The organism is Paenibacillus sp. FSL H3-0310 (assembly GCF_038002785.1).
In the GTDB taxonomy this organism is placed as follows: domain Bacteria; phylum Bacillota; class Bacilli; order Paenibacillales; family Paenibacillaceae; genus Paenibacillus_AQ; species Paenibacillus_AQ odorifer.
In genome coordinates, this window is record NZ_JBBODC010000001.1 from 172,731 (window position 1) to 193,515 (window position 20,785).

The 20,785-nt window shown below is 47.2% G+C and carries 18 protein-coding genes; 16 read left to right on the forward strand and 2 right to left on the reverse strand.

All coding sequences use genetic code 11. The features are described 5' to 3' along the window. Positions 1–6: 6 nt before the first annotated feature. Both MHH63_RS00955 and MHH63_RS00960 read left to right on the forward strand, forming a co-directional pair. Complete coding sequence (locus MHH63_RS00955; RefSeq protein WP_036680299.1) at positions 7–1,290, forward strand: ArsB/NhaD family transporter; 1,284 nt, start codon at positions 7–9, stop codon at positions 1,288–1,290. A 63-nt stretch (positions 1,291–1,353) separates the two neighbouring features. Next, positions 1,354–1,566, forward strand: coding sequence for a hypothetical protein (locus MHH63_RS00960; protein ID WP_341171132.1), 213 nt, complete (start codon positions 1,354–1,356; stop codon positions 1,564–1,566). A 429-nt stretch (positions 1,567–1,995) separates the two neighbouring features. Here the strand turns inward: MHH63_RS00960 and MHH63_RS00965 are convergent, their stop codons facing one another. Then, on the reverse strand, positions 1,996–5,067 hold the full coding sequence (locus tag MHH63_RS00965) for an S-layer homology domain-containing protein (RefSeq protein ID WP_341171133.1): 3,072 nt from the start codon (positions 5,065–5,067) through the stop codon (positions 1,996–1,998). Positions 5,068–5,393: 326 nt separating this feature from the next. Between MHH63_RS00965 and MHH63_RS00970 the strand changes: the two genes are divergently transcribed. The 8 genes from MHH63_RS00970 (at position 5,394) to MHH63_RS01005 (ending at position 13,183) form a co-directional block, all read left to right on the forward strand. Next, positions 5,394–6,170, forward strand: a complete 777-nt coding sequence (locus tag MHH63_RS00970; RefSeq protein WP_076128757.1) for an ABC transporter ATP-binding protein — start codon at positions 5,394–5,396, stop codon at positions 6,168–6,170. A gap of 106 nt (positions 6,171–6,276) precedes the next feature. Further along, positions 6,277–7,080: an ABC transporter permease gene (locus MHH63_RS00975; protein WP_076128755.1), complete on the forward strand. Its 804-nt coding sequence runs from the start codon at positions 6,277–6,279 to the stop codon at positions 7,078–7,080. 35 nt (positions 7,081–7,115) lie between these two features. Further along, positions 7,116–8,003 carry an ABC transporter permease gene (locus MHH63_RS00980; RefSeq protein ID WP_341143565.1) on the forward strand — a complete coding sequence of 296 codons (888 nt, stop codon included), beginning with the start codon at positions 7,116–7,118 and terminating at the stop codon, positions 8,001–8,003. A 24-nt stretch (positions 8,004–8,027) separates the two neighbouring features. Next, entirely contained in the window at positions 8,028–9,635 is a 1,608-nt protein-coding gene (locus tag MHH63_RS00985; RefSeq protein WP_036680291.1) for an FAD-dependent oxidoreductase, read from the forward strand. Next, positions 9,632–9,964 (forward strand): 4Fe-4S dicluster domain-containing protein, encoded by a 333-nt coding sequence (locus tag MHH63_RS00990; RefSeq protein WP_076307272.1) that lies wholly within the window; start codon positions 9,632–9,634, stop codon positions 9,962–9,964. The genes MHH63_RS00985 and MHH63_RS00990 overlap by 4 nt, the downstream gene beginning before the upstream one ends. Positions 9,965–10,011: 47 nt before the next feature. After that, the gene (locus MHH63_RS00995; RefSeq protein WP_076282670.1) at positions 10,012–11,076 is read left to right on the forward strand and encodes an ABC transporter substrate-binding protein; all 1,065 of its coding nucleotides are present in this window, start codon (positions 10,012–10,014) and stop codon (positions 11,074–11,076) included. Between the two features lie 158 nt (positions 11,077–11,234). Then, positions 11,235–12,845: an FAD-binding protein gene (locus MHH63_RS01000; RefSeq protein ID WP_076099943.1), complete on the forward strand. Its 1,611-nt coding sequence runs from the start codon at positions 11,235–11,237 to the stop codon at positions 12,843–12,845. Beyond that, on the forward strand, positions 12,842–13,183 hold the full coding sequence (locus MHH63_RS01005) for a 4Fe-4S binding protein (RefSeq protein ID WP_076099941.1): 342 nt from the start codon (positions 12,842–12,844) through the stop codon (positions 13,181–13,183). The genes MHH63_RS01000 and MHH63_RS01005 overlap by 4 nt, the downstream gene beginning before the upstream one ends. Positions 13,184–13,249: 66 nt before the next feature. Here the strand turns inward: MHH63_RS01005 and MHH63_RS01010 are convergent, their stop codons facing one another. After that, complete coding sequence (locus MHH63_RS01010) at positions 13,250–13,795, reverse strand: glutathione peroxidase (RefSeq protein ID WP_038573366.1); 546 nt, start codon at positions 13,793–13,795, stop codon at positions 13,250–13,252. A 623-nt stretch (positions 13,796–14,418) separates the two neighbouring features. Here MHH63_RS01010 and MHH63_RS01015 point away from each other — a divergent pair. The 6 genes from MHH63_RS01015 to MHH63_RS01040 all read left to right on the forward strand — a co-directional run bounded on the left by MHH63_RS01015 (position 14,419) and on the right by MHH63_RS01040 (position 20,730). Next, positions 14,419–15,495: a bifunctional 3-deoxy-7-phosphoheptulonate synthase/chorismate mutase gene (locus MHH63_RS01015; protein WP_076185451.1), complete on the forward strand. Its 1,077-nt coding sequence runs from the start codon at positions 14,419–14,421 to the stop codon at positions 15,493–15,495. A 195-nt stretch (positions 15,496–15,690) separates the two neighbouring features. Continuing rightward, on the forward strand, positions 15,691–17,133 hold the full coding sequence (locus MHH63_RS01020) for a SulP family inorganic anion transporter (RefSeq protein WP_076185450.1): 1,443 nt from the start codon (positions 15,691–15,693) through the stop codon (positions 17,131–17,133). Positions 17,134–17,321: 188 nt separating this feature from the next. Beyond that, positions 17,322–17,804, forward strand: a complete 483-nt coding sequence (locus MHH63_RS01025) for an RrF2 family transcriptional regulator (protein ID WP_076185449.1) — start codon at positions 17,322–17,324, stop codon at positions 17,802–17,804. Positions 17,805–17,825: 21 nt separating this feature from the next. Next, positions 17,826–18,824, forward strand: coding sequence for an LLM class flavin-dependent oxidoreductase (locus tag MHH63_RS01030; protein ID WP_076185448.1), 999 nt, complete (start codon positions 17,826–17,828; stop codon positions 18,822–18,824). A 193-nt stretch (positions 18,825–19,017) separates the two neighbouring features. Beyond that, positions 19,018–19,791: a hypothetical protein gene (locus MHH63_RS01035; protein WP_076185447.1), complete on the forward strand. Its 774-nt coding sequence runs from the start codon at positions 19,018–19,020 to the stop codon at positions 19,789–19,791. A gap of 105 nt (positions 19,792–19,896) precedes the next feature. Further along, positions 19,897–20,730, forward strand: a complete 834-nt coding sequence (locus tag MHH63_RS01040) for a prohibitin family protein (protein WP_076185446.1) — start codon at positions 19,897–19,899, stop codon at positions 20,728–20,730. Positions 20,731–20,785 lie beyond the last annotated feature (55 nt).

The window sequence follows — 20,785 nt, forward strand, 5'->3', positions numbered from 1 at the left end:
GATATTATGGAACAGCAAGCGGTTTGGGCGATAGGTATTTTTCTGCTTATTTATGGACTTATTATTTCCGAAAAGATTCACCGTACCATTCTGGCGATGTTAGGAGCTATCGTCATGATAGCGATGGGCATTGTGGATCAGGAGACGGCACTGCAGCACATCGATTTTAATACTATAGGATTGCTTGTAGGAATGATGATGATTGTAGGGATTACCGCTGAGACGGGGCTTTTTAAATACGCAGCTGTGAAATCAGCCAAGTTGGCGAAGGGGAAGCCGAAGAGAATACTGATTGCTTTGTTTGTGATTACCGCAGTGGCTTCAGCCTTTTTGGATAATGTGACGACAGTGCTGCTTATGGTGCCAGTCACCTTCAGTATTACAAGACAACTGCGCATACATCCGCTGCCTTTTTTGATGTCACAAATTATCGCATCTAATGTAGGCGGAACGGCAACCTTGATCGGAGACCCGCCTAATATCATGATTGGCAGTGCGGTTAAGGAGCTGACCTTCATGGCTTTTATTAGCAATCTGACACCCGTGATTATCATCATTGTTTTGGCGTATATCCCGCTGCTGTTATTGATGTTCGGTAAACAAATTAAAACTACACCTGAATTGCAGCAGAGCATCATGGACATGGATGAGAAGGTTATGATTACGGATCATAAGCTGCTGCGAAAATGTCTGATCGTACTGGCAATTACGATTGCCGGGTTCTTTTTACATCAGGCGTTACATTTGGAGTCCGCTACGGTTGCGCTGGCTGGTGCATTTTTACTGCTGCTGCTGACCGGAGGGGAGCATATGCTGGAAAAAGCTTTTCACAGCGTGGAATGGATTACGATCTTCTTTTTTATCGGACTGTTCGTGTTGGTGTCAGGGCTTGTAGAGACAGGTGTGATTGCAGAGCTGGCAGCAAAAGCGATTGAAATAACGAATGGTGATGTGCTGATGAGCTCAATGATGATTTTATGGGTCAGCGCCATTACCTCGGCATTTCTGGATAACATCCCTTTTGTAGCAACTATGATCCCGCTGATTCAGGAGATGGGCAATATGGGGATCAGCAATTTGGAGCCGTTATGGTGGAGTTTGGCCTTAGGCGCTTGTCTGGGTGGCAATGGCACATTGATTGGTGCGAGTGCTAATTTGATCGTAGCAGGTTTGGCAGGAAAAGAGGGGTACCCGATTACATTCATGAAGTATTTGAAGGTCGGATTTCCTTTAATGCTGTTATCCATTGTGATCTCCAGCGTGTATTTATATTTAAGATATCTGATGTAAGCAGCGTTGCTAAGAGCCGGGGGAGCGATATGCTTGAAGTGATATTTTGAAACGGTAGAAGTTGTGGAGGAAGTAGAAGGAGTAGGAGTAGTGGAAGTAGTGGAAGTAGAGGAAGTAGCGGAAGTAGTGGAAGTAGAGGGAGTAGTGGAAGTAGTGGCAGTAGCGGAAGTAGAGGAAGTAGAGGAAGTAGTGGGAGTAGAGGGAGTAGAGGAAGTAGTGGGAGTAGAGGAAGTAGCGGAAGTTGAGGAAGTAGTGGAAGTAGATGCAGAAGTATAAGTAACAAGTGGAGGCAAAATGCAGATTTTGAAGCGGTAGACATAGGTTGGAGTGACGGTGGGAGCATATAAGTGTATTTTGTACAGTTATAACTCATCGAATAAATCGCTAAGAAAAATAGTTGTATTCAGTACACTTATTTTCATGATTTCATCAGCTAAAGGTGGTTTTTCTGGATTTTAATTGTATAGAATACAGTTATATTCAGGACAACCCCTTTTTTATACGAAATAAGTGTACAGAATGCAACTAAATCAAAGATTGGGTTTAGATTCGGTAATTAAAATATACGGGGGGATCCGGAGGAGTTATTCCGAGGTTTACCCAAAGTCGACTTAACCCTACGCAATGCAGATAAACAAGCAGGCAGTGTTTCTCCAATATCTGGAGGCTCACTGCCTGCTTGTTTTTTACATTAGAAAGGGCTGCTTAAGGAGTATGGCTTCCAAAATACTGGTAAGTTCCTTTGGGATATTGATTCCACTCGCCCTCAAGTGAATACTGCTGTGATCCAGTGTATATACCAGATTTACGGACAATAGTTCCACCTGTGGAGAGGAATTGCTGAGTTGAGGTAGGGTCACCGAGAACATCTACGATTTGGCCGTTTTTCTTAAGTACTAATGCTGTAATATTATATGTTTTTGGATTATATAGACTCAGTTCATCATTGTAATAGGAGATATTCATTAAATCAAATGCGTCCCCAAAAGTAGAATCTATAAACATATACGGCATTGCTACAGGTACAGGAAATAATGGCCGGGAATAAACCTGTTTGGTTTGGGTGGCTTTCATAAATTGGTGGACTTCAAGGGTGTAACCTTCTGCTTTTCCTGCGGGATTACCATTTCCTTTATAGTACAGCTCAACTGCGATTCTGCCGTCACCGCCGTCCAGATACTCTGAGAAGAATAGCTCGGAGGTACCCTGTGAAGCCACACTTATAGATAATACAACCGCTTTGCCATCAGAACCTACTATCCATACCGTTCCTGGACTTGTAGGACCATTCCATATAGCTCCATTCAGAGTTGCAGGTCCGCTCAATGAACCTGTGCTGCTTTCTGTATACACTTTAAATTGACTCTGATTAGGAATCAGCTTGGAAATATCGAAGGAAATATTGGATACACCTTGCTTGGTGGTTATTGGCACAAAGCCGTTGTTTACAAGCTGGGCTGTAATCAAGGTGAAAGTTGAGGTAGCTGAACCTCCTTTATCATCCGTTGCTGTGAGGGTCACTAAACCACTAGCTGAACTATTAGCTGCCGGAGTTACCGTCAGAGTGTTGCCATTAAGGCTAAGTGTACCAGCATTTACGTTATCTATAGAAGCTGAGTAAGTAAGCATGTCATTGTCGGGATCTTGAAAAAGCTGGGCCAGATCAAATGTACGTGGTGCAGTGATACCTGGTGTTAAGAGTTGAGTAGTGATTCCAGATATCGCAATTGGTGGCTGATTAGACGTTACAGTGAATGCAAAAGTAGCAGTGTTAACGCCACCTTGGCCGTCCATTGCTGTTATTGTAATCATGGCTGTGCCTGAATCGACCGGCACAAGGTTGAGATGATTCCCATTTACAGATACAGTGGCAACGCTAGCGTCAGAGGATGCAGCTGCGAATGTAAGCGGGTCACCGTCCGGATCAATGAACACATTACTGATGTCGACGTTTTGGACACCACTTGTGATCAGAGCAGACATTGGATCAATATTATTTTGCACGACTGGTGCATGGTTCACCGGAGTCGGCGCCGGAGTAGGACTAGGAGTCACTGCGGGAGTAGGCTCAGGAGTCGCGACCGGAGTAGGCTCAGGAGTCAGCACCGGAGTAGGACTAGGAGTCACTACCGGAGTAGGCTCAGGAGTCGCCACCGGAGTAGGACTAGGAGTCGTCACCGGAGTAGGGCTAGGAGTCGCGACCGGAGTAGGACTAGGAGTCACTACGGGAGTAGGCTCAGGAGTCGTCGCCGGAGAAGGACTAGGAGTCGTCGCCGGAGAAGGACTAGGAGTCGCGACCGGAGAAGGACTAGGAGTCGTCACCGGAGTAGGACTAGGAGTCGCTACGGGAGTAGGGCTCGGAGTCGTCACCGGAGTAGGGCTAGGAGTCGCGACCGGAGAAGGACTAGGAGTCGCGACCGGAGAAGGACTAGGAGTCGCCACCGGAGTAGGACTAGGAGTCACTACGGGAGTAGGACTAGGAGTCAGCACCGGAGTAGGCTCAGGAGTCGCTACGGGAGTAGGCGTCGGAGTAGGACTCGGAGTCGGATCGCTCACGGAGTTAGCAGACGTGGACGAAGTATATGCAGGAGCAACGGCTCCTGATGCATTTTGAACCTTTTGGATATTATCTTGAATGGCTGTGTAATTTGTTATGAAATGTGAAGGCAGACTGTTGCCAGGCAACTGCAGATTTTGAATAGACAAGGAGGGATCGATGGTGATCCTAGCGCCGCCTTCGACTATTTTTAAGGTTTGCAGGGGACCGCTGCCATGAATAGTAACTGGAGTTATAGAGTCCACAATGATCTGCCCAATTTGGCCCTGAAAAGTTATACTCGAAACGCCATTTTTAATCTTTAGATCACCGGTAACATTACCTTTAATAACAACATCATTTCCAGAAATATTGAGCAAAGAACCGGAGGGAAAGCCGGAGGTATTTAGTTGAACCCCTTTTTGTACAATTTCAAGCTCTTGCAAACCATCTACATGACGATTCAAGGAATTGAACTTAAGGACAGCTCCTCTTAAAGCATCATGGTTGCTATCACCCATTAATTCTTTGAGTGTACCTTCAATGAGGTAAGGCGTGCCATTGATCGTTACGAAATCTCCATCTATATTGTCGATCGTTGCAGTTTGTTGTTCTTCTTTAAAAATATTCAGCAGAAAAGAAGCCATATCCTGCCGCTGAACAGTACCTTTGGGGCTGAACATATCTTCGGGAGAGTCTATAAGTTTAAGACGTAGTGCGACATCAGTATACTCTTTTGCCCAATTGCTGATTGTGGATTCGTCATTAACCTTGTTGGCTTGTCCGCCTTGTGCTCCAGTTCCGCGGATGGCACGTACAAATATAACTGCAAGCTCTTCTCTAGTTACAGGTCTGGATGGATTAAAATTACCTGTAAGATCACCCTCCATAAATCCTGCCTTTTTAACAGCCTCAATAGCGGAGACACTCCAACTGGAATCAGATACGTCTCTAAAGGAAGAAGCGGAATTCACTGAGGAATCTAGCTTTAAGGTCTTCGCTAAAATGGCTGCCAGCTCTTGGCGAGTCATAGTCGCAGTGGGTCTGAATTGTCCATTGGGATCGCCTTTAAGCAATCCTAGACGAGCAGCCTCGAGGATTGCGGCACTTTTCGTCTGTTGTATTTCGGTTAAATCGGAGAACGGTGGAGTGATTTCAGCTGCAGATGCATAGAGAGTACCACCGAACAAGGTGTTAAGGGCAACAAGTGTTGCTCCCCATTTTAATGATATGCTTTTCAAGCAAAAGCCCCTTCCTTAGAACCAATTTGTCATAAGCTTACTTCATTATATCGACGCAAAAGCAAAGTTTTTTAATACTTTCATCCTACTAAAAGTGATTAAATTCATTGCTTTTCAAACTTATGAACTAGAAATAACTCCACTTCTGTTCCATAAAAGGGCTTGTTTTTTGTTGACAGCTTATAAAATCGATGATATTTTAAATATTATAATTCCAATTGATTTACTTTGAATAATGATTGCCGACTGTTCCTACAGAGGTATTGCGAATGTAAAAACGCAATGCCTCTGTTTTTTTGTCCATACAGATTAAAGGAGGGGTCAAGGTGGGAGAAGCGTTGCTGTCTATTTCGAACCTAAATAAACGTTTTGAGTCTGCCGGTGGTCATGTTCAAGCACTCCATAATGTAGATCTCCATGTACAGGAGGGCGAATTTATTACAGTCATCGGCCCCAGCGGCTGTGGAAAAAGCACACTATTACGCATCGTAGCCGGTCTGGATAGCGGGTACACTGGCAGTGTCACCCTGGAAGGGGTGGAGATTGGGGGTCCTGGGATCGATAAGGGTTTTATTTTTCAGGAGCATCGCCTCTTTCCCTGGCTTACCGTTGAGAAGAATATTGCCTCTGATTTACCGCTAGGGAACAAGGAGGTTAGGCGGAAGGTCGATGAATTGATTGATCTGGTGAAGTTAAATGGATTTGAGAAATCTTATCCCCGCGAGTTGTCGGGAGGGATGGCCCAGCGGGTGGCAATAGCTCGTGCACTTCTGCGCAATCCGAAAATACTGCTGCTGGACGAACCGTTTGGTGCACTGGATGCATTCACTCGGGCTCATATGCAGACGGTATTGCTGGACATTTGGCGGGCTAACCAAACAACCATGATTTTTGTGACACATGATATTGATGAGGCTGTGTTCTTGGGGAATCGGGTAGTGATTCTAGAGCCGCGTCCCGGGAAAATACGTAAAATTGTACCGATAGATTTACCGTATCCACGAAAAAAAACAACGACATCCTTTCAAGAGCTGCGTTTGAAGGTGTTGAATTATTTTGAAAAGGTAGATGAGCTAGAGCTTACAGACGGAGCCGGAATATAAAATAGGTCGACCATACCCATGGAGACTTTCGAAGGCATTAACATTCGAGGGTCTCTTTCTGTTTAATTAAAGTGATTGTAAAGCTGAAAAAAGGTGGGTTCAAAGTATGACAAATCGGGCTGTAGTCATAAGAACTTCCGGAAGACCCGGAAAGGTGGCAACACTAGGACTTGGTCTTTTGCTGCCGGGCAGTGTGCTAATTCTGTGGCAGACGCTCGGGCATTATGGAATGATCTCGGAGATGCTGTTCCCTACGCCGTATACGATTGCGGAATCTTTTGTAACTTTAGCGGCTTCAGGCGATCTGTGGCCGAACTTTAGAATCAGCTTGGTCAGAGCCTTTTCTGGATTCCTGCTAGGTGGTGGACTGGGTCTGCTGTTAGGACTTCTCGTAGGCCTGTTCCGCAGATCGGAGAAGCTGTTAGATCCTTCCCTGCAAATGATCCGCATGATTCCCAGTCTGGCGGTAGTACCGCTGTTCATTTTATGGTTCGGGATCGGTGAGGAGTCGAAGGTGCTATTGATAGCTAAGGGAGCTTTTTTCCCGCTTTATATCAATACGTTCATGGGAATTCGCGGCGTGGATAACAAGCTGTTCGAAGTTTCCCGGGTACTTGGCTTCAGCCGATTGAAGCAGATTGGCAGGTTAGTACTTCCAGCAGCGCTGCCGAACATTATTCTTGGAGTGCGTCTCTCTCTAGGGCTTTCTTGGCTGGGGTTAGTAGTGGCAGAGCTTATTGCATCTACCTCAGGCATTGGATACATGATGTCCGACGCGCGTCAATTCGCGGACACACCAGTGGTGTTCGTGGGAATTATTATTTTTGCCGTAGCTGGATTGTTGAGTGATTCCATTGTTCGTTACATTGAACGACGGTTGTTGAGATGGCAAGACAGTTATCGCGGATAACCTTGAACGCTCATTAAACAAAAGGGGGATGCACCATGAGCGATGTAGTAGAAGCTATTATCAAAAATACTAAAAGAGCCAGAGAAACGCTGGATAGCAGCGGCACAGCTCCTTTATCCAAGAAGACACCGAAGAAACCTGCAATACAAGTTGCATGGAAACCCCTGCTCTCTGATTGGGGAATGGGTGCAATTATCCCGGTGGTGACGTTAGTCCTTTGGCAGCTGGCAGGGAGTACGGGGCTGGTCTCCGCAACCTTTTTGCCGACTCCGCTTTCGATTGCAAGAGCTTTTACCGACTTGTTGGTTACTGGAGAGTTAACTCATCATCTGGGTGTCAGCATGGGTAGGGCGGGCATCGGATTTCTTATTGGAGGTGTGTTGGGTCTTCTATTCGGCGTACTGACTGGCTTGTTTCGCAGTGTAGAATATGTGCTCGATCCTAGCGTACAAGTGCTTAGGCTTGTTCCCCATTTAGCTATAGCGCCGCTCATTATTCTCTGGTTCGGGTTTGGAGAGATGTCAAAAGTTGTGATCATTATGACAGGCTCATTTTTTCCGCTCTATATTAATACGTTTATGGGCATCCGCAATGTGGACAATAAATTGTTCGAAGTAGCTCGTGTATTGGGATTCAGTCCATATCAGAAGCTGCGCAGGCTTATACTCCCGGCGGCGCTGCCCGGAATTTTGTTAGGGCTAAGATTGTCGCTGGCTGTAGCTTGGATTGGTTTGGTTGTAGCAGAGCTTATTGGATCACAGTCAGGTATTGGTTTTCTTATCAATGAGGCGAAGCAGAACTCTAATACGGAGGTTGTATTCGTAGGCATTATTATTTTCGCAATTGTCGGTAAGCTGATCGATTCCTTGTTCCGGATTATTGAACGAAAGTTCCTGTTCTGGCGCGATAGTTACGAAGGCTAAACAAACTGAGGAGGTCTTGAACATATGAGTGGATCGGTGAAAAAAGGATCGGTGAATTTGGTGGCAGACGTGCTCGTTATCGGAGGAGGTCCGGCAGGAACGTGGGCAGCCCTTACTGCATCAGCGAAGGGGGCCAAAGTAATCCTTGCAGATAAAGGGTACTGCGGTTCAAGTGGGGCAACGGCACCGTCGGGAACGGGAGTCTGGTATGTGAAGCCGGATGAGAAGCTCCGGAAAGAGGCAAAAGCAAGTCGTTATGCGCTTGGCGGGCAGCTGGCTGAATCTCGCTGGATGGACCGGGTGTTGGATCAAACCTATGCCAATATGAACAAGCTGGGTGTTTCCGGTTATCCATTCCCTGTAGATGAGCAGGGCAATCAATTCCGAAGAAGTCTGCAAGGACCGGAATATATGAAATTAATGCGTAGGCTGGTGAAAAAGGCAGGCGTTAAAATTCTAGATCACAGCCCAGCCTTGGAACTCCTGGCAGATGAGCATGGCGTAGCTGGAGCGGCTGGAGTTCATACCCAGAGTGGAGAAACCTGGACTGTTCAGGCAGGAGCAGTCGTTATTGCTACCGGAGGCTGCGCCTTCCTAAGCAAGGCACTTGGCTGCAACGTGTTGACCGGAGATGGTTATCTCTTCGCTGCTGAGGCTGGGGCGAATCTGTCCGGCATGGAATTCTCCAATGCCTATGCGATCTGCCCTACGTTCTCTTCGGTGACCAAGACGGCGTATTACAGCTATGCCAGCTTTTATTATGAGGATGGAAGCATTGTGGAGGGAGCCGGTTCCAAGAAAGGCCGTTCTGTAATTGCCCGGAATCTGTTGGCAGGTAATCAGGTGTACGCCAAGCTGGATGGGGCACCAGAGGATTTAAGACCGCTGCTGCGGGTGGCGCAGACGAACTTTTTCCTTCCTTTTGACCGCCAGGGAATTGATCCGTTCAAGGATGCGTTTCCGGTTACTTTGCGGCTCGAAGGCACGGTTCGGGGGACGGGTGGCATCCATATTACAGATGAAAGCTGCGGCACAGGTGTTCCCGGACTTTACGCGGCAGGAGATGCTGCTACCCGCGAGCTGATTTGCGGAGGTTTTACTGGCGGTGGCAGCCATAATGCGGCGTGGGCGATGTCTTCAGGTTCTTTTGCTGGTGAAGGAGCTGCTGTCTATGCACAGAGTCTGGGGTCGCACGCTGCGCAGCGTAGTCCAGTCGGCTTATCATCATCACCACTGGTGCATCAGGAAGTGAAGCCGGGAGTGGCAGCCCAAACAGCAGAGTATGTGTCTGCTGTACAGGCTGAGGTGAAGCCGTATGATATCAATTTGTTCCGGACAGAACAAGGGCTGACGTCTGCACTAGATCGTCTGGATGGATTGTGGAAAGAGCAACGAAGCCGCGAAATTCAGCGTACGCCAGAAGGGGTCAAGGCACGGGAAGCCGAAGCCATGACCGCAACAGCCCGCTGGATGTACAATTCTGCACTTGCTCGTACAGAGACGAGAGGCATGCATAAGCGTGAGGATTTCAAGGCTACAGATCATGGCCAGCATCACCGCTTGATCAGTGGCGGATTAGATCAGGTATGGGTGAAGACGGAAGCCGTGGCTAAGGAGGGTGTTCTATCGTGATTGAGGTGATCAGCGCTGCCAGATGTGTAGAGTGCAACCAATGTGTATCTGTCTGCCCGACTAATGTTTTCGAACGGGTAGAGGATGGCATTCCTGTTATTGCCCGGCAGAGTGATTGCCAGACTTGCTTTATGTGTGAGCTGTATTGTCCTGTCGATGCTCTCTACGTTGCACCAGACTCTGAGAATATTATTGGTGTGACAGAAGCGGAACTTCAGGAGCAGAAACTACTTGGCGGTTATCGTGAAAAAGTAGGCTGGGGTAAGGGCAGGCAGCCGGTGGCAAGCCATGACTTTATGTATAAATTGGCGTCGAGGGCAGGGTTCTGAGCTGGATCAAGATTTAAATAAATAGCATAAACCTAGGGGGAGAAACAATGAAACAAGCGTACAGAGAGATTCAAGGGAAACGTTCTAGGAAGATTCGGTTTGCACTTTTAACTACAATTATGATGGCCATGCTGGTGCTTCAGGCTTGCGGAAATAATACGGGCGGCAATGGAGCATCTGCCTCCGGGGGATCAAATACGGAGAAGGCGGGAGAAGGGGCCACGAGCACGAGCAATGTTCCAGCGGTATTGAACTTTGGGTTTATCGGTTCCAACAAATTGAATGTGCCCGGCGGTGCAGAGGGTTGGGGCTTTTATAAAGGGATTATTCAAGAAGAGTTGAAGAAATACGGCATTACTGAAGTGAAGCTTACTGGCTTTCCAAACGGTCCGGATCAGACAGAATCCTTGATTAGTGGTCGGCTGGATATCGGCAGCCTTGGAGATACACCTGCTATTATTGCCTACGCTTCTGGAGCCAAGACCCGTCTGATTTCACAATCTTCCGCGAACACGATTGGTTATTTGATCGGCAAGAAGGATGGGCCCAAGACGGTGAAAGATCTGCAAGGTAAAACTATCGCGATTCAAAAAGGCTCCTTCATGCACCGTTATGTAGTTGGATTACTACAGGAAGAAGGCGTGACCGACTACAAACTCGTGCATATGCTCATTCCTGATGCTACTGCAGCTTTAGCCCGTGGAGATGTAGATGCTACAACAAATCTAGGTGTTCCTGCGCTGAAGCTGATTGACCAAGGTTACACTCACTTGGATGATGCCTCGAAGCACCCGAACCTGCTTGGTTCTAGCGCAACAGTTGTGTCTGAGGATTATCTGGCGAAATTCCCTGATTTTCCGAAGGTATGGAACGAAGCTAGAGAGAAAGCCTTGGCAGACTTGAAGCAGCATGAAGATGAGTATTATCAATTTCTGGCTGAAATCGGAGATACAACGCCTGAGCTGGCGAAGCAAGTGAATCCGATTAGTGATATCAAGGATACTGCGTTCACTGATGAAGGAACAAAGCTGCTGGACGGTACCAAAAACTTCCTCGTCGAAGAGAAGTTAGCGAAAAAAGACTTCAATATTAGCGATTGGCAGCTGAAATAAGTTGCTTAAAGGTTGCTTTAATTGAACTTAAGATTCTTCTGTAAAGGTAATTGAGTGACTGCGGTGAATGTTTGGACTTTCGGCCGCCTCTCCGCCACTCCTCCCTTTAGTGATTTTTAAGTTCAACTAACTCAGCTAATGGTGTAGGAGGAAAAAATATGTCGCAGCTTAAGAAGGAAATGACAGTGGATGTCCTCGTGCTTGGCGGAGGTCCTGCTGGGGCGTGGTCGGCATGGAGTGCAGCCTCGCAAGGTGCAAAGGTAGTCCTGGCGGATAAGGGCTACTTGGGCACTAGTGGCGCAACTGCACCGGGAGGAACAACGTTGCTAGTTATTCCTCCCATTGCCGAGCTGCGGGAGCAGGCAGTGCAGGCCAGACTTAAGGCCGGCGGATATTTATCGGAGAATGCTTGGATTCACCGGGTGCTGGATCAGGTAGAGCAGAACCTGGCTCAAGTGGAGCAGTGGGGGTATCCGTTTCCGAAGGATGAAGAAGGAAACTCACTGCGTACCCATCTCCATGGACCAGAATATATGCGGATTATGCGAAAAGTTGTGCGCAAAGCAGGGGTCACAATTCTTGATCAGTCACCAGCGCTGGAACTTCTTCACGATGAACACGGTGTTGGTGGAGCGCGTGGGATCAACCGCCTGACAGGAGAGTCCTGGGAAGTGAAGGCAAATGCCGTTGTGATGGCTACCGGCGGCTGTGCTTTTCTCAGCAAAGGTCTTGGTTGCAACGTGCTGACAGGGGAAGGATTGTTGATGTCCGCAGAGGTGGGAGCTGATCTTTCGGGTATGGAATTCAGCCGCCAATATGCGCCAAGCTTTGCGGACGGAACCGTAACACGTGGACGCATGCTGGCTTGGGCCACTCTCTATGACGCGGACGGTCATCCGTTGCATAGAGGGGATCGGACCTTTGGCAGCATTCCTGAGCTGATGCTGAAGGGTCCGGTTTACGCTTCGCTGGATCTGGCAGACACCGCGGAGAAACAGGATTTCCTGCGCAAAGCGCATCCGATTTTCTTTATGCCGCTGGAGCGGGCGGGAATTGATGCGTTTAAGCAGAAATTCCCGCTCACCCTGCGCTATGAGGGCACGATGCGCGGGACTGGGGGTCTGCGCTTGAGCGGTACGGATTGCCAGACGACCGTGCCCGGACTCTATGCGGCCGGTGATGCCGCATCTCGCGAGAAAGTGACCGGCGCCATCTCCGGCGGCGGGGCTTATAACGCTTCCTGGGCCATGTGCAGCGGAAGCTGGGCTGGACAGGGAGCCGCGCAGCATGCGCTGTCCTGCCGAGGACAGGCGAACAGCCGCAAGCTGACCGCAGCGGGACGCTACGGGCTGGCGGCTGGCGCCGATGCCTCGGAAACGCTGGAGGTGAAGCCGCTAATCGCGGCAATCCAGCGTGAAATCTTGCCGCTGCAGATCAATTATTTCCGCAGCGAGCCGGGCATTTCTTCAGCCTTGAAGCGGCTGAATGCCTTGATGCCCTATTTGAACGGGCAGGCTCCTGCCAGCGTTCAGGGCATCGTGCAATCACGTGAAGCCGCGGCTATGCTCGCGGTCGGCAGGTGGATGTACACCGCGGCACTCGCCCGGAAAGAGACCCGCGGACTGCAAAAGCTAGCGGAATATCCGGAGCTTGATCCGCGCCAGACTCACCGGCTGATCTTATCCGGTATTCAACATATAAGCGTCAGTACAGAGGCTGTGCCCCATGCTCATGAACTGAATGCGCTGAAGGAGGGGCAAGCGATATGATCGAATTAATCAGCTTGGAGCGTTGTGTTGGTTGTAAGCTGTGTACGAAAGTATGTCCGACGAACGTATTCGAAATGCAGGGGAAGATTCCGGTCATTGCCCGTCAGGAAGATTGCCAGACCTGTTTCATGTGTGAAGCTTATTGTCCTGTAGATGCTTTATACGTGGCACCACAGGCGGATCAGCTGATCGGTGTAAATGAGGAGGCGCTGATTCAGTCAGGTGTGTTGGGAAGCTGGCGTGCTGAAATCGGCTGGGGACCTGGTGCGAATGGTTCGATGGCGGAGAGGGACACGACTCCTTATTTTGAAGTATTTACCGAGCAGTACCGTACATGATTAAGCAGATGCTTAAACCCAAAAAATCCGCCCGAAAGCTGGGCGGATTTTTCATATATTAGAAACTTATAGCAGGGCTTCGATAGCTGGTTCAATATCCAGCGGGTCCACCGTAGATTCGAATCTAGTGACCACATTGCCTTCGCGATCAATCAGGAATTTAGTGAAGTTCCACTTGATTTCGTCATTGTTCAGAGCCTCTGGATCTTTGTCTTCAAGCATGCTTTGCAACAGCTTTCCTGAAGAATGGTTGATATCGAACCCTTCAAATCCAGCCTGTTCTGTCAGGTAGGTGAAAAGAGGGTGTTTAGCTTCGCCTTTTACGTCAACCTTTTCAAAGAGTGGGAAGGTTACCCCGTAATTGATTTGGCAAAATACATTAACCTCTTCATTGCTGCCGGGTTCTTGCTCTCCAAATTGATTGGAAGGAAAGCCGAGTATTTGGAGGCCGCGTTCCTCGTACCGCTCATAAAGCTTTTGCAGATCTGAATATTGGTGGGTAAATCCGCACTTACTTGCTGTATTCACTATCAGTAGCACTTTACCTTTGTATTGCTCTAGCTCGATATCTTTTCCCCGAATACTGCGTGCTGAATATTGATAAATGCTCATGGCTGCTACATCCCTTCAGTTATCTATGCTTTTTGAAAAAGAACAGGAAATATTTATAATAATTAAATTGTAAACAATTCAATTATCGCTGTCAAACAATTCAGCTTGAAGGAATTGGAACCGTAATTGCCAGGTTGGAATAGGATAGATAATGGGTATGGATCAGTCAAAAAAATTTATTGCGTTAAAGCTATTCTGCGTTCCATTATTATCTTGCATCGGGAACGTTTTTTGATTAAGATAGCAGAAACCAGCGCAAAAGCCGCGCTGACATAGATAAGGACTATGACGAAGAGAGTAAGCATTATAGCGGATCTTAACAGGGAAGGTGTGCCGGAGACTGAGAGCACCCTCATGAGACGATTAATGCCGAAGTTCACTTCCGAGTCGGCCCCTGAAGTAGTTTGTCACAGGTTGTGGCAGGTATGAGTAGGGAGGCCCGCGCCCCGCGTTACCGGGTGAAAGACAGAATTAATTCTTAGTCAGGGGAACATGAGATTCTATTCCTTTGTGCTAGTATTCGGGTTAATTCTAAATAAGGGTGGTACCACGGCTCCTCGTCCCTTGCGACGGGGGGCCTTTTTGCGTTCCAAATTATAACAAAAAGAGGGAGTGGAAGGGTAATGAGTAACGTGGAATTGGATGTTCTTAGAGGTCGTCTGGATGAAATTAATGGGCAATTGCTGGAGCTGATCTCCGAGCGGGCTAAGATTGTTCAGGAGATTGGAGGAGTTAAAGAAAAACAAGGTGTCCCTAAATTTGATCCAGAACGGGAAAAACAGATGCTGGATAAGCTCGTAGCGAGCAACAAAGGCCCTTTCACTAATGGGACGATCCGTAGCCTCTTCAAACAAATTTTCTCAGCTTCTCTGGACTTACAAACAGATGATCATAAAAAAACTTTACTGGTAGCCCGCAAGAGCCACAAAGAGGATACAGTGATTGTTCTGCCGGGAGATGTAACGGTTGGCGGTGCTTCTTCACTGATGGTAGCCGGTCCTTGCTCCGTGGAAAGTGAACTACAGACTCGCACCGTAGCTGCCGCCCTGCAAAAAGCCGGAGTACGTGTAATGCGTGGTGGTGCCTTCAAGCCTCGGACTTCACCTTATGATTTCCAAGGACTGGGAATGGACGGTTTAAGAATATTACGAGAAGCAGCAAATGAATATGGACTGCTGACCATCAGCGAAATTGTAGATCCAAGACATATTGAAGAGTCACTTGATTATGTGGATATCATCCAGATCGGTGCACGTAATATGCATAATTTCGAGCTGCTAAAAGCGGTCGGAGAAGTCGACAAGCCGGTGCTGCTGAAACGTGGATTGGCTGCCACACTCGATGAATTCATCCATGCAGCGGAATACATCATGTCTCGTGGAAACACACAGATCATGCTGATTGAACGTGGAATTCGTACCTATGAAAAAGCGACCCGCAATACGCTTGATATCTCAGCAGTGCCAATTCTCAAACAGGAATGTCATTTGCCAGTATTGGTTGATGTAACTCACTCGACAGGCCGCAAAGACATCCTTATTCCATGTGCGAAAGCCGCACTCGCAGCTGGAGCTGACGGCATAATGGTGGAAGTGCATCCTGATCCTGCAACCGCATTGTCTGATGCCGCTCAGCAGCTGAACATTGATGAATTCAACACCTTCTTTAATGAAGTGAAGGCTTCCGGATTGTACCGGTAATCTAGAAATATAGAATTTGCATGATATTTTAAGGATTCGCTAGAAAATGAGGTGTATAAGCGCTTACAAGTCTAACTAATCTTTTTGTGAAGGTGAAGGTGGGTCGAGTACAATAAGCAACATTAGCGTTGCACCGGCCCCGGGTCTTTTCTGACAAAAGATCCACACATTTTAATAGTCACAGGAGGAAAATAGATTTTGAAGCAGCTTACCTTAAATAATGGGTGGTTTTCTAACACTCGAACCGATATTTTATCGGGGATGACCGTAGCCGTTGCGCTGATTCCTGAAGCGATCGCTTTTTCGATCCTGGCGGGAGTAAGTCCGATGGTTGGTTTATATGCCTCTTTTTGCATTGCGATTGTAACGGCACTTGCCGGAGGCAGACCCGGAATGATCTCGGCGGCTACGGGAGCTATGGCTCTGTTAGTCGGAAGTCTCGTACTAGAACATGGAATAGAGTATCTGTTCGCGGCAACTGTACTGGCTGGCGTGTTTCAGATATTGATGGGGATGCTAAAGCTGGGGCGGTTTATCACGTTTTTGCCACAGCCGGTCATGACGGGTTTTGTCAACGCGCTGGCGATACTGATTTTTATGGCACAGCTTACCCATTTTAAAGGACAAGGCTGGGTGATGTACGGACTGGTAGCGCTGACCTTGCTTATTATCTACACGGTTCCTCGGTTTACCAAAGCCGTACCTTCAGCACTTGTAGCGATTGTTATTGTTTCTATTCTTAGCATCGCTCTTCATCTGGACGTAAGAACCGTAGGCGATATGGGGAATATTACAGCAACTTTGCCACTATTCCATCTCCCGCAAATCCCATTTACGCTGGATACGCTGCTTATTATTTTGCCATATTCACTTTCGCTGGCTGTAGTTGGGCTATTGGAATCCCTGATGACTGCCACCTTAATAGATGATATTACGGGCACAGGTAGTGATAAGAACAGAGAGGCGAAGGGACAGGGGCTTGCGAATGTAGTCACTGGTTTTTTCGGAGGGATGGCAGGCTGTGCGATGATTGGCCAATCGATGGTTAACATGAAGTCAGGAGGACGCACGCGTCTGTCCACGTTTGTATCAGGGATCTTTTTATTATTCTTAATTATCGTACTTGGCGATGTGGTGAAGCAGATCCCGATGGGTGCGCTCGTCGGCGTAATGATAATGGTCTGTATCAGCACCTTTGAATGGGGCTCACTCAAAACTTTAACCCGTGTTCCGCTAAGCGATGCGCTGGTTATGATTGTGACGGTGGTCACTGTGGTGGTTACGGACAACCTTTCTATTGGGGTTTTGTTTGGAGTTCTGCTAAGTGCTTTAACGTTTGCTTGGAAAATAGCTTCGATCCGCCTAACTGTTCAGGAAGCAACCTCTTCCAAAACATATGCGGTATCCGGCCAGTTGTTCTTCGGCACGACAAGCCACTTCATTCATGAATTCGCCTACGATAGCGATCCGGATCATATTATTATCGATTTTTCACACTCCCATGTGTGGGACCAATCCGCTGTCCATGCCATAGCGAAGACGATGAGCAAATACGCCGAGCATGGCAAAAAAGTCACCATTACCGGACTTAATGACCAGAGCTCACAGCTGGTTCAGCGGGTGGGATTATCCATATGAAAAAAGATTGCGCTATATGCGCGATCTTTTTTTTATAGCAGATATTAACTGAAAGAAAGGCCAGCAAGGTTTTACTTTGGGTTTAAAATAATATAAAATATAAAGTGGATAATGTTTATCCGCTTTATACGCGGATGGTATTATCTACAGTTTGAATCAAACTATTTACGTAAATCGAGGTGCTGTACATGCATATGAAAACAGGGGTAGAGCAGTCGGTATATGCACTGGTTCTACTCAACATGCTGCCGGATAAGGCGGTGTTGTCTGGGGAAGCGATTAGCCAGCAGCTCGGAGCATCGGCGACCTATTTTCAGAAACTGTTAAGAAAGCTGGTAACCGCAGACATCATCACGTCTGTTCCCGGCATTAAAGGCGGTTTTAAATTAAAGAAAAGCCCTGAAGATATTCGTGTATATGACGTTTACCTCGCGGTGGAAGGCCAGCAGTCGCTGTATTCATCGAATGGTATTCTGGTAGATATGTTGGATTTAGAAAAAGAAGACAGCTGCTGCCTGTTATCGAATCTGATGGAAGAAGCTGAATCCTCTTGGAAAGCCGTATTAAAGCGGGAGACTATTGCTTCGTTGTCGGAGGAAATGCATGGTGAACGCTTTAAAGATAAGATTGCAGTCTTAGAGGAATGGGTCAGTAATAAAATGGTCATCTAACCAAAGAAGGGATGTATTCGCATGAGATTAAGCGTATTGGATCAGGCACCCGTGACAAGCGGCAACACTGCGGAAGGTGCCCTGAATAAAGCAGAAGAACTCGCTATTTTAGCAGATGAGCTGGGATATAGCAGAATGTGGATGGCAGAGCACCATGGCGGAAATACATTTGCTAGCTCAGCTCCGGAAGTAACGGCTGCCCGTTTAGCCGCCAAGACCAACCGTATTCGAATCGGCACCGGCGGTGTAATGATGATGCATTATTCTCCGCTTAAGCTGGCTGAAGTATTTAAAACGTTAAGTGCTTTTTCCCCGGGGAGAATTGATTTTGGTGTGGGACGAGCTCCTGGTGGCGATACAAGCGCCATGTACGCTTTATCTGAAGGCCGTGAGTTAATGCTGCATAATATGTATGACAAGCTTGGCATTACCATGCAGCTGCTTAGTGATCAGATTCCGGAAGATGAGCTATATGCCAAAAATCTCGCTGCTCCAACGAAGGTGGCGCTCCCTGAAGTATGGTTGTTAGGCTCGAGCGGCAATAGTGCGCGAAAAGCTGCACAAATGGGAGTCGGATACTCCTTCGCACAATTTTTTAATGGTGCGATGAGTAATGAGATCTTGGACCATTACCGGAATAACTACCAGCCTTCTATCTTTATGGACAAACCAGAGATCAGTGTATCCTATATGGTGACCACAGCAGAAACGAAGGAAGAAGCTGAGTATGAAGCATTACCGCAGGATATTTTTCGGTTGATGATGAGTAAGGGCCGGATTACTCAGGTGCTGACACCAAAAGAAGCTCAGAACATTTCGCTATCGGAAATTGACCGGATGTCAATCAAGGAAGGGCGCAAGATTCATTTAGTTGGTGCGGTTAAAGACATCGCCGTACGTTTGCAAGAAGAACAAGCACAATATGGATTCCAAGAAGCAATGATATGCAGCATCCCACATTCGCAGGAGAAACGGCTAGAGGTTTACCGGCTACTGGCGCGTGAACTGCTAGGCTCTTGATTCTGGATAGCTAACCTTAACCCGCATTTGATGCGGGTTTTTTGTATGCCAATTTAATTTTTTTGATCGAAGTAGGTCTTCAAAAGACAATAAATTAACCCTCCCGCCTCCTAAAAGTAACATTTGAATGCCTAACTTCATCTATGATTAGTGAAAGATTTATTTTTAAAAAGAGGTTAGGAAGTGATCAAGGATGTTTCCTTTACATAAATCCGTTACGCTGACAGCCTTGCTTCTAATGAATCTACTGGCAGGTTGCCAACATCAGGTGGACCCATCCCCCGCTCAATCGGCTAACGACTACCACACCTCAAGACCGAAGCCAACAAACACCGCTGCTAACCTCATTAAGCTGGAGTGGAACCTGGTGGATACAATGCCCATAGTCTCTCAACTAAGTGCTCCACCCACAGGCGCTACTTTGATTACAGAGAAGAAGCTGGAGGATTTTGGAGGAGTCAAAGTGAGTGTGTATACGATGGCTAGTGACGAAGACTATGTGTATGCCAGAACTTCTACTTCCAAAGGACAATACAGTCTAGGGGCGATAGGAACTTATAATTATCGTCAACCGGAGGATATGAAGGTAGAAGTAGTGCGGCTATTTAGCGAAAAGGTGTTGAAAATCACCGGGGGACTAGGAGCAAATAACTCGCTCAGTAACTATTATTTAATCGACGAGAGCGGTAACCCCTCGGGTTTGCTGCAAATTGATACCGGACATTCCAAAGAGCTGGATGTTGATCAGGATGGATCTTTTGAGGGTGTAGCCGCACATGGAAATCCGATGAGTGCCTATATTTACCGCTGGAATGTTGATCACGCTGAGATAACTTTTGTTAATGATGCTTTAAAGGCGGACTCCGTGGTGCTAACGGATGAAGGAATATATGAAGCTTCTAACATCGGGGACAAGCAGAGCAAGAAATTCCGGTTGACCGTAGAAGGACTGATCCCAGAGCGGTAACGCCATGACCACTGCTGTTGAAATATTTCCTGCGACCATTTACCCTAAACCTCCGTATAGACGGTTAAGCTTGAATGATTATCCATAATCTAGGAGGGGTATTGGATGAATATGCAAATGAATCCGAAATTGAAACAGCTGCATCCGGGAAAAATAGTCACCGGTATTGCAGCGGTGCTTATTGTATTGTTGATCGGCGCGAACTCTTTTGTATCTGTGGAATATGGGCATGTAGGTTTATACAAAACCTTTGGTAAATTAAATGACAATACATTGTCACCCGGCATTCATTTTAAAATTCCATTTATTCAGACGGTGATTCAGGTCAATACACAGGTAACGAAGGCGGAGACCGATACTTCAGCCTCTTCAAAAGATCTTCAGCCCGTGTCCACACATGTGGCGGTGAACTATTCCGTAAATAAGGCTTCCGCCTTTAATCTGATGAACAATATCGGAGGTAATTTTGATAGTGTAATTATCAATCCGGCCATTCAAGAAATCGTTAAAGAAGTGACAGCCAAATATCCAGCAGAGGATTTGATTACGCGTCGTGATGTAGTGTCTAGTGAGATTAGTGAGCACTTAACCGCTAGGCTGGCAAAATATGACCTGATCGTCAACGATATTAACATCGTTAACTTTAAATTCTCGGAGGCATTTAACCAGTCGATTGAAGCAAAGCAGGTCGCCCAGCAGCAGGCGCTGAAGGCCGAAAATGATCTCCGGCGGATTGAGATTGAAGCGAAGCAAAAAATCGCCCAGGCGCAAGCAGAGGCTGAATCTTTAAGACTTAAGAAGCAAGAGGTTACACCTGAGCTGGTGCAGCTGAAGCAAATTGAAGTTCAGGAGAAAGCGCTGGAAAAATGGAACGGCGTGTTGCCATCTGTAACAGGGGGAGCCACACCTTTTGTGGATGTTCAATCTCTGACTAAATAATCCATTATTGGGTTTCTGATTTATTTCCTCTGATGAAAAAGCCCTACTTCTATAG

Coding starts and splice junctions, on each gene's coding strand:
- MHH63_RS00980 (WP_341143565.1), top strand. CDS start 7,116: ATGAGCGATGTAGTAGAAGCTATTATCAAAAATACTAAAAGAGCCAGA.
- MHH63_RS01035 (WP_076185447.1), top strand. CDS start 19,018: ATGTTTCCTTTACATAAATCCGTTACGCTGACAGCCTTGCTTCTAATG.
- MHH63_RS01005 (WP_076099941.1), top strand. CDS start 12,842: ATGATCGAATTAATCAGCTTGGAGCGTTGTGTTGGTTGTAAGCTGTGT.
- MHH63_RS01010 (WP_038573366.1), bottom strand. CDS start 13,795: ATGAGCATTTATCAATATTCAGCACGCAGTATTCGGGGAAAAGATATC.
- MHH63_RS00955 (WP_036680299.1), top strand. CDS start 7: ATGGAACAGCAAGCGGTTTGGGCGATAGGTATTTTTCTGCTTATTTAT.
- MHH63_RS00985 (WP_036680291.1), top strand. CDS start 8,028: ATGAGTGGATCGGTGAAAAAAGGATCGGTGAATTTGGTGGCAGACGTG.
- MHH63_RS00975 (WP_076128755.1), top strand. CDS start 6,277: ATGACAAATCGGGCTGTAGTCATAAGAACTTCCGGAAGACCCGGAAAG.
- MHH63_RS00995 (WP_076282670.1), top strand. CDS start 10,012: ATGAAACAAGCGTACAGAGAGATTCAAGGGAAACGTTCTAGGAAGATT.
- MHH63_RS01030 (WP_076185448.1), top strand. CDS start 17,826: ATGAGATTAAGCGTATTGGATCAGGCACCCGTGACAAGCGGCAACACT.
- MHH63_RS01015 (WP_076185451.1), top strand. CDS start 14,419: ATGAGTAACGTGGAATTGGATGTTCTTAGAGGTCGTCTGGATGAAATT.
- MHH63_RS01000 (WP_076099943.1), top strand. CDS start 11,235: ATGTCGCAGCTTAAGAAGGAAATGACAGTGGATGTCCTCGTGCTTGGC.
- MHH63_RS01040 (WP_076185446.1), top strand. CDS start 19,897: ATGAATATGCAAATGAATCCGAAATTGAAACAGCTGCATCCGGGAAAA.
- MHH63_RS01025 (WP_076185449.1), top strand. CDS start 17,322: ATGCATATGAAAACAGGGGTAGAGCAGTCGGTATATGCACTGGTTCTA.